13 protein-coding genes and 2 pseudogenes are annotated in these 15,723 nt (G+C 42.6%); 12 read left to right on the forward strand and 3 right to left on the reverse strand.

Features of this window, described 5'->3' with window-relative positions; genetic code table 11:
- The first annotated feature begins 8 nt into the window (after window positions 1-8).
- The 4 genes and pseudogenes from ACH59B_RS08390 (at window position 9) to ACH59B_RS08405 (ending at window position 2,441) form a co-directional block, all read left to right on the forward strand.
- A complete protein-coding gene (locus tag ACH59B_RS08390) occupies window positions 9-284 on the forward strand; it encodes a hypothetical protein (protein WP_225164900.1) in 276 nt (91 codons plus the stop codon).
- Window positions 285-568: 284 nt separating this feature from the next.
- Window positions 569-1,107 (forward strand): annotated as a pseudogene (locus tag ACH59B_RS08395) (RNA 2'-phosphotransferase).
- Between the two features lie 193 nt (window positions 1,108-1,300).
- Window positions 1,301-1,420 (forward strand): annotated as a pseudogene (locus ACH59B_RS08400) (DUF1805 domain-containing protein); the annotation flags it as partial.
- A 706-nt stretch (window positions 1,421-2,126) separates the two neighbouring features.
- The gene (locus ACH59B_RS08405; protein ID WP_100212680.1) at window positions 2,127-2,441 is read left to right on the forward strand and encodes a hypothetical protein; all 315 of its coding nucleotides are present in this window, start codon (window positions 2,127-2,129) and stop codon (window positions 2,439-2,441) included.
- Window positions 2,442-3,209: 768 nt separating this feature from the next.
- On the opposite strand, the gene ACH59B_RS08410 is transcribed toward ACH59B_RS08405, so the two are convergent.
- Window positions 3,210-4,682: an amidase family protein gene (locus tag ACH59B_RS08410; protein ID WP_016819581.1), complete on the reverse strand. Its 1,473-nt coding sequence runs from the start codon at window positions 4,680-4,682 to the stop codon at window positions 3,210-3,212.
- A 1,108-nt stretch (window positions 4,683-5,790) separates the two neighbouring features.
- Between ACH59B_RS08410 and ACH59B_RS08415 the strand changes: the two genes are divergently transcribed.
- On the forward strand, window positions 5,791-6,093 hold the full coding sequence (locus ACH59B_RS08415; protein ID WP_123797037.1) for a YunC family protein: 303 nt from the start codon (window positions 5,791-5,793) through the stop codon (window positions 6,091-6,093).
- Between the two features lie 152 nt (window positions 6,094-6,245).
- Here the strand turns inward: ACH59B_RS08415 and mtnA are convergent, their stop codons facing one another.
- Window positions 6,246-7,355 carry an S-methyl-5-thioribose-1-phosphate isomerase gene (gene mtnA / locus ACH59B_RS08420; RefSeq protein ID WP_090887731.1) on the reverse strand — a complete coding sequence of 370 codons (1,110 nt, stop codon included), beginning with the start codon at window positions 7,353-7,355 and terminating at the stop codon, window positions 6,246-6,248.
- Window positions 7,352-8,584 (reverse strand): S-methyl-5-thioribose kinase, encoded by a 1,233-nt coding sequence (mtnK, locus tag ACH59B_RS08425; protein ID WP_025364500.1) that lies wholly within the window; start codon window positions 8,582-8,584, stop codon window positions 7,352-7,354. Before mtnK ends, mtnA begins: the two co-directional genes overlap by 4 nt.
- A 309-nt stretch (window positions 8,585-8,893) precedes the next feature.
- Here mtnK and ACH59B_RS08430 point away from each other — a divergent pair, with 309 nt between their 5' ends.
- The 7 genes from ACH59B_RS08430 (at window position 8,894) to ACH59B_RS08460 (ending at window position 15,544) form a co-directional block, all read left to right on the forward strand.
- Window positions 8,894-9,364 (forward strand): Dps family protein, encoded by a 471-nt coding sequence (locus ACH59B_RS08430; protein WP_013309551.1) that lies wholly within the window; start codon window positions 8,894-8,896, stop codon window positions 9,362-9,364.
- Between the two features lie 392 nt (window positions 9,365-9,756).
- Window positions 9,757-10,539 carry a Fe-S cluster assembly ATPase SufC gene (sufC, locus tag ACH59B_RS08435; protein ID WP_017425928.1) on the forward strand — a complete coding sequence of 261 codons (783 nt, stop codon included), beginning with the start codon at window positions 9,757-9,759 and terminating at the stop codon, window positions 10,537-10,539.
- Window positions 10,540-10,562: 23 nt separating this feature from the next.
- The gene (gene sufD / locus ACH59B_RS08440) at window positions 10,563-11,867 is read left to right on the forward strand and encodes a Fe-S cluster assembly protein SufD (protein ID WP_019686826.1); all 1,305 of its coding nucleotides are present in this window, start codon (window positions 10,563-10,565) and stop codon (window positions 11,865-11,867) included.
- Window positions 11,864-13,087 carry a cysteine desulfurase gene (locus tag ACH59B_RS08445; RefSeq protein WP_025364501.1) on the forward strand — a complete coding sequence of 408 codons (1,224 nt, stop codon included), beginning with the start codon at window positions 11,864-11,866 and terminating at the stop codon, window positions 13,085-13,087. The genes sufD and ACH59B_RS08445 overlap by 4 nt, the downstream gene beginning before the upstream one ends.
- Window positions 13,077-13,499, forward strand: a complete 423-nt coding sequence (gene sufU, locus ACH59B_RS08450; protein WP_013309555.1) for a Fe-S cluster assembly sulfur transfer protein SufU — start codon at window positions 13,077-13,079, stop codon at window positions 13,497-13,499. The genes ACH59B_RS08445 and sufU overlap by 11 nt, the downstream gene beginning before the upstream one ends.
- Window positions 13,500-13,529: 30 nt before the next feature.
- Window positions 13,530-14,927, forward strand: a complete 1,398-nt coding sequence (gene sufB / locus ACH59B_RS08455; RefSeq protein WP_016819590.1) for a Fe-S cluster assembly protein SufB — start codon at window positions 13,530-13,532, stop codon at window positions 14,925-14,927.
- 254 nt (window positions 14,928-15,181) lie between these two features.
- Window positions 15,182-15,544 (forward strand): YmaF family protein, encoded by a 363-nt coding sequence (locus tag ACH59B_RS08460; RefSeq protein WP_016819591.1) that lies wholly within the window; start codon window positions 15,182-15,184, stop codon window positions 15,542-15,544.
- Window positions 15,545-15,723: the final 179 nt, after the last annotated feature.

Below are 15,723 nucleotides of genomic sequence, written 5' to 3' on the forward strand. Positions count from 1 at the left end.
TGGAGATTATGAAGTTAGACGATATTATTAAAACACCCAATAAAGGAATCATTTTAATTGGAACAAATCTTGGTTCAGATAAGCAGGATCATACCAATTTGAAAGGTTTGATAGGTTCAAAAATACAAGTAGATAAGATAGATGGAACGAAATGCGAACTGGACGTATTGGATATAAGCATTTCTTTCTCCATTGCTAACCATCCGCTAATTGGAATTAATGTAAAGGATTCAGGAGACATTGAAGATATAAAAAAGGGAACACAGATAGTACGATTTTTGTAAAATAAATTAAGCGAATATAATGTTGATGAAGACTGGTATGGGGAAAATTCATGTGAGAATCTAACTATTTTAATATAATAAAGTACATTATTAGAGAGGAGGGGGGATTTATGAATCGGAAATTTTTTATCATGGCTTTAATCAAAGGTGTTTTCGAGTATTTCCCTTGTGGATTGGGGCTACATTTCCCTTATCGGAGGTTTGGTACTTTACTTCACAAGGCGTTATGAATCATCGGATAGGTTATTATAGATAGACAAATATTTTATTAGAAGGAGTATATCATGTTAACACCAAAACAAGAAGAGAGCCTCAGTAAACTTATGAGTAAGATTCTTAGGCATACACCAGAACAGTTTGGTCTTGAGCTAGACCATGAGGGTTATTGTGACATTCAAGACCTGTAAAATCAGAGAACAGATGGTCTGAGGTCAGTGAGTCGGATATCAAGCAAGTAGTAAGCTATTGTCCAAAGCAGAGATATGAGATGGTTAATGGGTACATAAGAGCTAATTACGGGCACAGTGCAGGCAGATTGAATTATAAGGAAGCTACTCCACTAACGATTTTCTATCACGGTACAAACACAAAGGTAATCCATAACATTTTCACCGAAGGAATTAAGCCGATGGGGAGAAAGTATATACATATGTCTGAATTGCTTGAGTTTGCAATTTTAGCAGGCAAAAGACGTGGAGAACTAGTGATCCTCGAAGTCGACACAGCAAAGGCATTAGCTAATCAAGTGAAGTTTTATAAAGCCAACCATGGTGTTTGGCTTGCTGACCTTGTACCCCCACAGTATTTAAAGAAGCTTGAATAAAACGTAAACCCAAAACATTAACGATGATCACAAAGACTAGACAAAATCATTCCATATAGTCTCTGTGATATCGCCTATTTTGCTGTACATACATAATCCTCCTAAAATTTTGAATGTATCCACGGGTGTCCACACTTACCCGCAAATGTCGCATAAAATATCCCGGATGAACAAAGAGGAGGTGCATGTAACCATGATACACATGGAACTCATTCAAGTGGGTGAGCATACATTTATCGGAGTCGAGGTCTAACTGCCTAAAACAACCCTGTTGACGATCTCCAACTCCCGTGGTTACATCATGTGTGGTGCGTCTAAGATGTACCGAATTTGGGGCAGTGAAATTTTCCGCTGTTTAAGCCGTAAAGTCAAGCGGGACAAGCTTTCATAGCAATTTTCATTTACTGATCTGTACTGATTTATTCTATTAAAATCTTATAAATGACTGAATTTTGTGACCGCATTTGTGACCTTTTTAAGGGGAACAAGCATGTGACTGTGCATTTTACTTCTGTGAGGTCTGCTCAAATGGTTGTTTGAGTTGAATAAAAAATCTATTAAAAAGAAGATATATGTATATGGACAAAATGATCGAATGATATAGCATTCTTCGTAACAGTGGTTCTGGGAAATTTATTCTAGAGAAAAAAAACTACAACTATGAATTATGAAATGATCTTAAAAGATTATGAATATCAGCAGGAGAGAATAGTAAACAAGATAAGCTCAAAGGAGAGCATTAAGCCAACACTGATTAAAGTTACGGGGATTTTGAGACTTCCCTGTTTATAACGTGAATAACTGCCTTAAAACGAATGTGAGAGCGTACAAAGGACAATATATGTTTAATTCATTCCAAGTTCATGTGAAGTATCAATTTTACACACGATATATTTTAAATTTAAATGACTGTTCACAGAATGTTCATCGATATTAACATTTATTTCAATATATTGTTTACTTATGGTAAAAAAATCACTATGATAAACGTGTATCCCAAATATGAGAGGATGATAGAGATGAAAAAGAAACTTTTAGTTGGCCTGTTGACTGTTGTAGCGTGTTTCACTCTTGGATCAACATCTTTTGCTGCAACAGCAGTAACATCAAATTCGAGCAATGTATCAACAGAAAGTGCAGTAGCTCCTGCTGCTACTAAATATATTACTTGGCAAATAGTTTTACCAAAATCTCAGTTCCCTACCCTTGGAGACATTCCAACAACCGCTAGTTATAACGTAGATCCATATCGTGGAACATTAACGCTGAGTTCAGTCGATGGACAAACAGGTTACACTTGGACAGTCACTTATGCAGGATGGGTTACTTATTAATATTTAAAACTGTATAAAACCTCCTTGAGTATCTTTATATATTTGAGGAGGTTTTATTTGTTAACTTGTTACTCACTAAAATCTTTATTTTGCTGGATTCTTTCTTCTTAAAATAAAGGTGAATTATTCTATATTATCTTCAGTACTCCATATAAAACACCAATTTTACCATCCAGTTGTCCACATATTGACGGTGACTGGATTTTTTTGTATCCAAATGCGTCATTGGGAAGCTTCTAGGGAAATTTCGGGGAACCTTCTTGGTGTTCTTCCCTGTCGCCAAATACTTAAACAATTTCAGTATTAGGCTGCTAAGTTAAACGTAGGAGGTTCAAAGTAGGGCAAACCAAATTGTATTGTTGTCACTATATATATATGTCACCAAGTGACACGATACCTCGCTGGACAATTCTGTCCACCCTGCTATTTTACTTGCTTCGCGAAATACTCCTTCACTTAGGAAGGTACGAAATTGTGATGTCTCACTTTTATTCTTCGCTGGACAGAATTGTCCAATGTAACGATGTCGTTACAACTTGATGTCCGGTGAAAATAAAGTTTTAGACCAAGAAAACAAAGTTGTAGACTGGCTGCTGGTATTAAGCTAACGGGCAGTATGGCGTAGCCATGATATTTGAATATATGATACGGTTCACCGTACCGTAGTGTATTTAAACACAAAGTACAATTTGACCACAAAATATACCTCTATATAAAGACAAAGCCACTCCTTACAATGGAGTGGTTTCTTTGCATGGAACTTCTCTTTTACTTATAACTGAGTAACGGCTTTTTTCTATGTTTTGTTCGTTGTTCATATGCAAATGCTATACGAATTAGCATAGGTTCACTAAATGCCTTTCCTGCAAACGTAACTCCAAATGGTCTGCCGTTGTCTTTGAAGCCAGCGGGAACAGCTACTGATGGATACCCTGCCCTTGCACAAATTTCTGCTCCCACATATGATGGAAACATAATTGCATCCAATCCGTATTTCGCTATGGCATAATCTATACCTTCATTCTGGGAATAATATAAATCAGTTAAAGACTCTAATATATAGTTCGGATTCTTCAATGGATTCACTAAATGTTGACGGTTCTTCAGTAAATCTTGTCCATATTTCAAAGCCTTCTCGGAGTTTTTTTCGTTCCACTCAACCAATTCACTAAATGTATGTACAGGCATACTTTGTGGAAGGTTTCGGAGATAGTTATCAAGACCATGCTTAAATTCGTTATTCAACTTGTTCCAATTCCATTTCCTATCGAAGGCTGGCATTTCAATGTCTTCAATGACGATTGCTCCCGCTTTTGTTAGTTCCTCTACAGTATTATTAAATAATATTTTATCATATTCGTCAGGGTCACGAAATTGCTCTAATGGTACATCTCTATAAACCCCAATTTTCGCCCCTTCTAAGCCATTCTTGTCTAAGTAAGTTGAATAGTCAATCGTATCATCATTTTTCCATGTAGCAGGGTCATTATCGTCTTTACCTGCAAGTACACTAAGTAAGATTGACGCATCTGATACGGTCCGTGCAATTGCTCCAGCGGTATCTTGAGAATAGGAATAAGGTATTATACCTGTACGACTTATAAGCCCAACTGTAGGCTTTATACCAACAATCGAGTTTTGAATAGCTGGACTTAAAATTGATGCTGAAGTTTCCGTTCCAACTGCAACACTTGTAAAATTTGACGCCACAGCTACAGCAGAACCAGAACTTGACCCACCCACGAAAAAGTCACCGTATGGATTTAATACTTGTCCGCCTTTAGAACTGTAACCTGCCCACATTTTTGAGGATACGCCGTTTGCCAATTCAGTCATGTTTGTTTTTCCAAGGATAATGGCTCCAGCTTCTCTAAGTTTTTTTACAAGAAAGGCATCCGTTTCGCTAATGTTGTTTTCCAGTGCCAACGCTCCTGCACTCGTCCGCATTTTGTCCTTTGTTTCAATATTTTCTTTCAACAAAACAGGTATACCATGTAAATACCCTCTAATTCCTCTTGTTTTTCTTTCTTTGTCTAGGGCTTCTGCAATAAAAATCGCATCTGGGTTGATTTCCATTATAGAATTTATATTTTGACCACTCTGGTCGTGTGTTGCAATACGATACATGTAGTACATAACAAGTTCCCTAGAAGTAACCTCCCCTTTTCCCATTGCTTCTTGCAATTCAAAAATGGTTACTTCCTCACCATTTAGATTCTTAAGTTTAAAATTAGGTTCCATTTAGTTGCTCCTTCCAATGATGAACTTTTCTATTAGAAATCACATGAAATCTATGCTTTGTATACTATCTTCTATACTACCATATGTTGGAACTCCCTACTATATCCGTTATCGCTTCATATTCTGCTTATAGTCGGTCTATGGAAGTGCCTACGGTATATGTGATAACTCTGATTACGAAATAGCTCAAGTATGGGACAGATTACAAAAAAGGATTACAAACAGAAAAAGATATGGATTTGCTTAACCATGAATTGTTTGAATCCAGATTTGAGGGTATATTTAAAACAGACTATGAGACTGCTCATAAAGCTGCGGTAAGGTCGGGTCGTCCATGGGAAATAGAGTAGAGGAGATTTTATAATGGGAGCATTTGTTTTACTTTTTAAAAGAACATGAAGATGAGAATGTAGTTATTTATAGATATGGCCCTAATGAACACATTATGGGGAAAATTCAATTGAACAAAGAGACTAAGTTATTCTCTGAAATTGAACCTTTACCAGATCAGAGCCATTCAAATAAATTTTATTTTGATAGGGCTGCACAGCGGATGGCACGTTGCTTCGTTAAAGAAGGGGGGATATTTCCCGATAAGATGACATTTGAATCATAAAGTAATTCAATAATATGAACCAAGCTTGCTCCTTTGATAATAAAATGAGAGTAGGCTTTTTTTCATAGCAATCCATCTGATAAAAGGAAAATTCTCATCTACCCTAGAATTAAGAGACGATGTTAAAAAGGAGAATCTTCAATTACACGGTTAGTTAAACGAAGTAACTTTCAACTCGTGATCCTCGAAGTCGACACAGCAAAGGCATTAGCTAATCAAGTGAAGTTTTATAAAGCCAACCATGGTGTTTGGCTTGCCGACTTTGTACCGCCACAGTACTTAAAGAAGTGTGAATAAAGCACAGAGCTAGAACCTTAACGATGATCATAGAGACTAGATGGAACGATTCGTCTAGTCTTTTTAATGTCGCCTGTTTTGCTGTACATACATCATCCTCCTAAAATTTTGAATGTATCCACGGGTGTCCACACCCACCTGCAAATGCCGCATAAAATATCCCGGATGAACAAAGAGGAGGTGCATGTAATAACCATGATACACATGGAACCCATTCAAGTGGGTGAGCATACATTTACCGGAGTCGAGGTCAAACTGCCTAAAACAACGCTGTTGACGATCTCCAACTCCCGTGGTTACATCATGTGTGGTGCGCTGGATGTCGGATTGCTCAATGAACGACTGGCGGATCGGAAAATTCTGGCCGCACGTGCTGTAGGGGTAAAAACACTAAAGGAACTGTTGGAAGCACCAATGGAGTCAGTGACGACGGAAGCTGAGCAACTTGGAATTAAGCCAGGGATGCCAGGCTATGAAGCATTATTGAAACTGGTGTAAGAAGCCTAGTAATAGTTGTTGGATAAAAGCAAAAAAGAAAAATTTCACAGAAAAAACCGGGCGCTACAGCTCCGGTTTTTTCTGTGAAATTTTTCATTCTATCGAGTGGAACTATTTGAATTATATACGAAGTGTATAACCTGCAAGAACAATTAATCGGCAAACAAAGCGGTAAGGTTCTCGCTAAAGGGGGCTTGGACAATTCCTTTTTCGGTAATGATGGCGGTAATGTACTCATGTGGTGTAACGTCGAAAGCCGGGTTGTAGACTTTGATACCTTGTGGGGCAGTTCTTTTGCCAAAGCTCTCGGTAACTTCCTCCGCAGAACGCTCCTCAATCGGAATATCTGCGCCTGTAGCGGTCTGTAAATCAATGGTAGATAGTGGCGAAGCAACGTAAAAAGGTATACCATGCGCCTTCGCCAACACTGCCAGGCTATAGGTGCCGATTTTGTTGGCCACATCCCCATTAGCGGCGACTCTGTCTGTACCGACAATGACAGCTTGCACCCATCCTTTAGACATCACCATGCCTGCCATATTGTCACAGAGCAGGGTGACATCTATGCCTGCCTGCTGAAGCTCAAAGGCGGTCAGACGCGCACCCTGCAATACGGGGCGGGTTTCGTCAGCAAATACTTTCAGGTGGATTCCGTTTTCCTGAGCCAAATACATAGGCGCGAGCGCTGTTCCGTATTTCGCTGTTGCCAAGCCGCCTGCGTTGCAATGAGTGAGTACGCCCATCCCATCCTTGAACAGAGGTAAAGCATGGATGCCGATTAGGCGGCAAACTTCTTCATCCTCTGCCTGAATGGCTATAGCTTCACGCTCCAGCCCTGCATTCCAGTCTTCGATCTGGCCCACCTCAGCCTCTGTGACGAGTTCGCCGGCTCGCTTCTTCATGCGGTCCAGAGCCCAGAACAGATTTACGGCAGTCGGCCGTGAGGTAGCCAAATGTCTGCACACCGCGTGTACATGCTCCAGCCACTCAGCAGCGTCATTGCCGCGATAGGAGGTAGCCCCCAGCACCACACCGTAGGCTGCGGCCATCCCGATGGCGGGGGCGCCCCGTACCTTCATGGCATGGATGCCATCCCACACTTCTTCGGTGGTGAATAAATCCAGCATGACTATCTTTTCGGGCAGTAGACGCTGATCCAGCATGGACAAGTGGTTTCCCTTCCACACCAGTGAAGTTAGAGCCTGTCCAGACACAGTTGCTTCATGGGAGGATGCGGGAAGAGATTCTTTATTTTCACTCATATGCGTGATGCTCCTTTATTTTGGGTCGCTGTTGCTGTCCGAACAATGTCTTCTAGTTCCCGGATCGAATGAAGCTCGCGATTGCGGAGAACCAAGGCTTTTCCGATCGATAACGCGAGACGTTCCGCAGCTTCCTTGATATCAGGATCGGCAATGGTATCGATATCCGCCACATGCGACAGGCTGATGATCCGGCGGATCACTTTGCACCCTGCAAAGCCAATCGTATCTTGCAGTACTTTCTGGAGGTATAAGTCCTGATATCCGGGTGTACGTGCCAAATGATCGGTGACGTGCTCGTTCCACAGTGTACGAAACCTGCTCTCAAACTGCTCCCATACTTGAATGACGGTCTCCAGGAGCCAGTCACGTCGTTCCTTTAGCGCCGTCTCGCTAGAAGTCCATCCGGGCTGTGCTGCGTAGTTCAACAGCAGATTGGCGATGACCGCTCCGATATCAAACCCCATGGGGCCGTAATAGGCAAATTCAGGATCAATGACTTTAGTCGATTCAGCTGTTACAAAAATACTACCTGTATGGAGGTCGCCGTGTAGCAGTGCTTCTGTTCGTGTCATAAACTTTTCTCGCAGCAAAGCTACTTCCAGATGAAGGATCTGATCTGTACGGAGTGCCTCTGCTTCGTCTTCAATGTACATACCATAGTTGTTATTATCTGAAAATCGGTAGGGTTCATCCAAAATCAGATCCTCAGTTATTTTGCAGAGTTCAGGGTTTATAAAGCGTTTAACCAGCTCTTTTTTAGCCTGCTGATTCATGCCCAAATCTGAGGTGAAAAAGAGCGTGCGTGCCAGAAATTCCCCAATATGATTAGCAAAAAGAGGGTATGTGTTGCCTTCAATTAGTCCCTTGCGCATGATTGTGTGTGAGCTAAGATCCTCCATCACGGTTAACGCAAGCTCATCGTCATAGCCTAGTACCGCAGGAACCAATTCGGGGCAAAGCTGGTGCTCCTGCTGAAGTGCCTCGCGTTCAATACGGGCGCGATCCAGCGACAACGGCCAGGATTCACCCACAATTTTTACATAGGGAAGTGCCTGCTTGGCAATGATACTCTTGTTAGATTTGGAATCTGTAATATGAAAAACCAGATTTAAGTTGCCATCGCCGATTTCTCGGCATTCCAGATGAGCTTCCTGGCTAAAAAATCCGGGAATGTTCTTCACGAATTCGATTGCTTCTTCGGTCGTTAAGGGATGATATTTGGACAATGAGGTCACCTCCGTAAATTGCGCACATGTAAATGGTAAGAAAAAACATCACAATATTAAACCAAGTATTTTGATAGGATAGAGAAAGTATAACGAAAATCACTGAATTTTTGTACATTTTTTTTATGATGGATTGGAAGAGGTGGGCTTCTTCTTTTTGTTTCGTCTCTGTATAGAAAGGGTAAATATGAAACAGACGTCCGGCAGGTGATATTCAAATGCCCGCTGGCGTCTTACCGTCAGCAGGGACGGTGATGAATACGTAAACGCTTCTGAAAGTCAATTTGATGAAAAAGGAAGGGATTTATGATGGCTAAAACAACAAGTAACTCGAAAAATACGCAAACCAAATCGGTGGAGGAACTTTTAAACCGTCAAGTCGCTAACCTCAATGTGTTATATGTAAAAATTCATAACTATCACTGGTACGTGAAAGGCTCCAGCTTTTATACACTCCATGTTAAATTCGAAGAATTATACAATGAAGTGACATTGAAAATGGATGAGATTGCCGAGCGCTTGCTTGCCTTGAAAGGTTCTCCTTCCGCAACATTGAAGGAATACCTGGAGCTGTCCTCAATTCAAGAGGCTACCGGTAATGAAGATGCTCCAAAAATGGTGCAAACCCTGATTGAGGATTTTGCGACGGTATGTGAGGAGTTTCAGGAAGGTATCGAATTGGCGGAAAGTAATTCCGACCAGCCTACTGCAGATTTGTTGATCGGCTACAAAGCAGATTTGGAGAAACACATGTGGATGCTTCGCTCTTATTTGGGCTAACTCATCAGGCTTTCGCACTAAAATAACCCCTTTACATGTAAAACGCTACTGACGTCAAGCTGTCAGTAGCGTTTTTATGGCTAAAAAAGAGATTATGTATCCCATGGTTTTTGTACTACACTATAACTATGTAATCATTCGAAGGATGTATTTTGCCATTTGTGTGATTGGTAGGATGAACATTTTATGAAGAAAGGTGGATAACGTGCGTCTGTTGGTTGCACCCTTAAAGATATTTATTATAAAATAACTTGAGAATCATTGAGAATCAGTTTAGAATGATTATAAATAAATTTTTAATTATTACATTTGCTTGAAATCAGGGGGCTCCCCTGTTTAAATATCTTTCTGATTTCGACACCACACTACATTTTTTGGAGGGTATTGCGAATATGGCTACAAACTTTAAGATTGAAGGTCTCAAAGCGACCATTGAAGGTAAAGAAATTTTGAAGGGGATTAACCTCGAAATGAAGGGCGGAGAAATCCACGCCATCATGGGTCCTAACGGAACGGGTAAAAGTACGCTCGCATCTGCTTTGATGGGTCATCCTAAATATGAAGTCACAGATGGCAAAGTAACTTTGGATGGAGAAGACGTGCTGGATATGGAAGTGGATGAGCGTGCACGTGCAGGATTGTTCCTGGCGATGCAGTATCCAAGTGAAATTGCAGGGGTAACAAACTCCGACTTTTTGCGTAGTGCTATCAACGCGCGCCGTGAAGAAGGACAAGAGATTTCCCTGATTAAGTTTATCCGCCAAATGGAAGGCAAAATGAAAGAGCTTGAAATGAATCCTGAGTTTGCTCACCGTTACCTGAACGAAGGTTTTTCCGGTGGTGAGAAAAAGCGGAATGAAATTCTGCAAATGATGATGCTTGATCCCAAAATTGTCGTTCTGGACGAAATTGACTCCGGTCTGGATATCGATGCTTTGAGAATCGTAGCTAACGGTGTAAATGCTATGCGTTCTGAAGACCGTGGCTTCCTTGTGATTACTCACTACCAACGTCTGTTGAACTACATCAAACCAGATTATGTACACGTAATGATGCAAGGACGTATCGTTAAATCCGGTGGTCCTGAGCTTGCTGAGCGTCTGGAAGCGGACGGTTACGACTGGATCAAGGAAGAGCTGGGTATCGTTGATGAAACTGTAGGACAAGAGGCGTAAGCCGGAAGCGAGGAGGAAAACTGATGACAACACAAACAATCCTTCCGGTAGATTCCGAGCAACTGCGTGTTCTGTCCGAACGTAATGGCGAGCCATCTTGGCTGGTCGAAGACAGACAAAAAGCACTTGAGCTTGCAGGCCAACTGGAGCTTCCGGTATTTGAAAAAACAAAAATCGAACGTTGGAATTTAAACGACTACGGTCAACATAAATTGAGCGAGGTCATTGCATCTGTAGGTCAGGTTCCTGCAGCCATTGCTGATCTGGTCAAAGAACAACAGGAGGGCGGTCTGATCATCCAGCGCAACTCCGGTGCGGTATACGTGAAGCTGAGCGAGGAACTGGCAGCGCAAGGTGTTATTTTCACGGATTTGCAAACGGCGGTCAAAGAGCATGCTGATTTGGTCAAAGCTCATCTGAACACTGTTATTAAGGCTGAAGAAAATTCATTGTCGGCATTGCATGCAGCACTCTGGAACGGTGGAGTATTTGCTTATGTGCCTAAAAATGTAGAACTGAACGTACCGCTTCAAGCTGTGTTCCTCACGGATGATGCGACTGCAACTTTTGCGCCGCATGTGCTGCTCATAGCTGAAAACCATAGTTCCGTGACGTACGTAGACAACTATGTATCTGCAGATCTGGCGGCACCTGTTCTTCATAACGGTGCGGTAGAAGTGGTTGCGAATGCAGGCGCTAAAGTACGCTACGCGACAGTGCATCAGTTTGGAGAGCAAGTAACGGATATTTCCATTCGTCGTGCCACGCTCGGAAATGACGCTGCTATCGAATGGATTGTAGGCGAAATGAACAACGGCAATACAGCGAGCAATACCATGTCTGTGCTCAAAGGCAATGGCTCCAACTCGGATGCCAAGGTTATTGCTGTAGGTTCTGGTTCACAAAAGCTGAACTATACGACACAAGCACAGCATTTTGGTAAAAATTCCGCTAGTCAGATGATTACACGCGCAGTTATGCGTGAAGAAGCATCTTCCATCATTAACGGAATTACGAAAATTGAAAAAGGCGCTACCAAAGCAGACGGTCAGCAAACGGAGCGTGTACTGATGCTCAGCCCGAAAGCACGTGGTGACGCTAACCCGATCCTGTTGATTGATGAAGATGATGTAACGGCTGGACACGCAGCCTCGGTTGGTCAGGTTAACCGTGAGCAAGTGTATTACTTGATGTCCCGCGGAATTAGCCGTGCAGAAGCTGAACGATTGATTATTTATGGCTTCCTGGCACCTGTCGTATCTGAAATTCCGCTCGAAGGACTTCAACATCAGCTGCAAAGCCTTGTTGAAAGGAAGTTAGGCCAATGAACACTGCATTGATCCGTGAACAATTCCCGATTTTACATCAGGAGATTAACGGTCATCCGCTGGTTTATTTGGATAATGCGGCCACTTCGCAAAAGCCGCTAGCGGTCATCGAGGCGATCAAGCATTATTACGAGTTTGATAATTCGAATGTACACCGTGGTGTGCATACCTTGGGTAGCCGTGCTACGGATGCTTATGAAGGTGCGAGGGAGAAGGTAGCCCGTTTTCTGAATGCCAAGCGCAGTCAGGAAATCATTTTTACACGCGGGACAACAACCGCGCTGAATCTGGTGGCTTCTTCTTACGGTAGAGCTAACTGTAAGGAGGGTGATGAAATTGTCATCACTCCGATGGAACATCACAGTAATCTGATTCCGTGGCAACAGGTAGCCAAAGCCACGGGTGCGACTTTAAAATATATTCCGCTTCAAGAGGACGGTAGCGTTGATCTTGCAGACGTGGAGAAAACCGTCACAGAACACACAAAAATTGTTGCGATTGCGCATGTCTCCAATGTGCTTGGCGTTGTGAATCCGGTCAAAGAGATTGCTGCTATTGCACATCGCAAAGGTGCAGTTATCGTTGTCGACGGTGCACAAAGTACGCCACATATGAAAGTAGACGTGCAAGACATAGATGCTGATTTTTATGCTTTCTCTGGTCACAAAATGTGTGCTCCTACAGGAATTGGTGCACTCTACGGCAAGAAGGCGTTGCTGGAAAACATGGAGCCCGTTGAGTTTGGCGGTGAAATGATCGACGATGTGGGATTGTATGAATCCACATGGAAGGAGCTACCTTGGAAATTCGAAGGTGGCACCCCGATTATTGCTGGGGCAGTTGGCTTGGGAGCTGCCATTGATTTTCTGGAAAGCATCGGACTAGACGCCATTGCACAGCATGAGAGCCGTCTAACGAATTATGCACTCAAACGTCTCCGTGAAGTGGAGGGTTTGACGATCTATGGACCTGCTGAACGTCATGTCGGGCTTGTAACATTCAACTTGGATGATGTGCATCCGCATGATGTAGCTACTGTACTGGATAGCAAAGGGGTGGCCATACGTGCGGGCCATCATTGCTGCCAGCCATTGATGCGCTGGTTGAAAGCCAGTGCAACTGCACGTGCCAGCTTTTACCTCTATAACACGGAAGAGGATATCGACGCTCTGGTCAGCGCCTTAATCCAAACGAAGGAGTATTTTGGCGATGCAACTTGATGACTTGTACCGACGCGTGATTATGGATCATTATAAAAATCCGCGCAATCGCGGACGTTTTGAGGACGATGCTGTTACGGTGGATTTGAATAATCCTACGTGTGGTGACCGGATATCCCTTCAACTCAAAACGAAAGACGGCGTAGTCGAGGATGCCCGTTTTACAGGTGAAGGCTGCTCGATTAGTATGTCCTCGGCTTCGATGATGACAGAAGCGGTCAAAGGAAAAACGATTGATCAGGCCTTGGATATGGCGAGTCGCTTCTCCTCTCTGATGAAGGGCGAAGCGGTCGAATTTGATGATTATGAAGAATTGGAAGCTTTGTCAGGGGTCAATAAGTTCCCGGCTCGCATTAAATGTGCGACATTGGCTTGGAACGCGCTGCGCAAAGGGATTGACGAAGATAAATAATTTAAATAGAACAGAGGAGGTTTGAGAAACATGGCCAAGAAAGCACCGGAAATGGAAGAGTATAAGTATGGCTTTCGTGACGAGCACAAGTCCATTTTCCAAACAGGTAAGGGTCTCACTCCGGAAATTGTAAAGGAAATCTCCAAAATTAAGGGTGAACCGGATTGGATGTTGGAGTTCCGTCTGAAAGCATTGAAGCAATTTGAAAAAATGCCAATGCCAAAATGGGGCGGAGACATGGATGAACTGGATTTCGATGATATCCAGTACTATGTAAGACCTTCCGAGAAGCAAGGGAAAACGTGGGAAGAGGTTCCTACAGAAATTAAGGAAACCTTTGATAAACTGGGGATTCCTGAAGCGGAACAAAAGTTTTTGGCTGGTGTATCTGCGCAGTATGAATCCGAGGTTGTCTACCACAGCATGCAAAAGGATCTGGAAGAGCAGGGTGTCATTTTCATGGATACCGATACAGCGTTGCGTGAGCATCCTGAGATTTTGAAAGAGTATTTTGCCACAGTCGTACCTCCTGCGGACAATAAGTTTGCGGCCCTGAACAGTGCGGTATGGTCAGGCGGTAGCTTTATCTACGTGCCTAAAGGTGTGAAATGTGAAGTTCCATTGCAGGCTTACTTCCGTATCAACTCGGAAAACATGGGTCAATTTGAGCGTACGCTCATTATTGCTGACGAAGACAGCTTTGTGCATTATGTAGAAGGCTGTACAGCTCCAATTTACAGCACGAACTCGCTGCATAGTGCTGTGGTTGAAATTATTTGTAAGAAAAACGCACGCGTTCGTTACACAACGATTCAGAACTGGGCACCAAACATTTACAACCTGGTAACTAAACGTGCGGTTGCTGAAGAAAATGCAACGATGGAATGGGTTGATGGCAACATCGGTTCCAAGCTGACAATGAAGTATCCTGCCGTTGTACTGAAAGGTCGTGGAGCGAAAGGGATGGTCTTGTCCATCGCTGTTGCAGGCAAAGGCCAGCATCAGGATGCAGGTGCGAAAATGATCCACTTGGCACCAGATACTACATCCACCATTGTATCCAAATCGATCAGTAAGCACGGTGGTAAAGTAACGTATCGCGGATTAGCTTCCTTTGGTCGTCAGGCTCAAGGTGCAAAATCGAATATTAAGTGTGATACGTTGATTTTGGATAATCAGTCAACTTCAGATACTATTCCTTATAATGAGATCATGAATGACGATATTACACTTGAGCACGAAGCAACGGTGTCCAAAGTATCGGAAGATCAACTCTTCTATCTGATGAGCCGTGGTCTGACCGAAGCTGAGGCAACACAAATGATCGTTATGGGCTTCATTGAGCCGTTCACCAAAGAACTACCGATGGAATATGCGGTAGAAATGAACCGCTTGATCAAGTTCGAAATGGAAGGCAGTATTGGTTAAAACGCGGTAACTCTTGGTGAGACAAGGTACTTGAGGTAATTAAAGCTGTTTAATCCGAGTCATGCCGATTTTGTGCCGACTCGAATTTCCTTTTAATGTAGAAGGCGAACTTTTTAAGTTCGTCTTCTTCTTTTTTTCTAATGCCATGTGAAACCAAAAATTTATTGTTAGGACCGCAATAGTTGCCTAGCACTTATGTATGTTTGCTTAATAGGATGTTGTGAGCGACATAAACATAAGGAGGCAGGCAACGGATGCAGAAGAATAAACCTGTAGTCAAGAAGAAAACAATCTCAGCTAAACAGACACAGAGGCATGTACATGAATTTGAAGGTAGTACCAAACTGGCTGAAGCAGGCGCAGACCGACATAACCACCGCTTTGCAGGTGTTACTGGGCAAGCGATTCGAGTTGGAAGAAGTCATGTCCACGAAATTGATCTTACGAAAACTGATTTTGTGAACCATTTTCATAATCTGAGAAGGATTAGAACAGGACCAGCTATTCCAGTCGGAAATGGAAAACACGTACATTTCGTTACGGGCCAAACTACATTAAATGATGGTCATGTACACCAGTTTAATTTCGCAACATTGATTGAGGAACCTCTTGTTTAATGAACGATGGTTTGACTGAAGCAGAGGCCGTTTGTGTACCGACTCGGATCTCCTGCTAGTATAGGAGGCGAACTTTTTAAGTTCGTCTTCTTCTATTTTTTTTGGTTACTTGTAAATACGTGTTTACGTTTGAAGTGGGTTTACAGATCCTTAATAGGTCGACAAAAAGCCAAAGCCGC

The organism is Paenibacillus sp. DP01 (assembly GCF_044784315.1).
In the GTDB taxonomy this organism is placed as follows: Bacteria; Bacillota; Bacilli; order Paenibacillales; family Paenibacillaceae; genus Paenibacillus; species Paenibacillus polymyxa.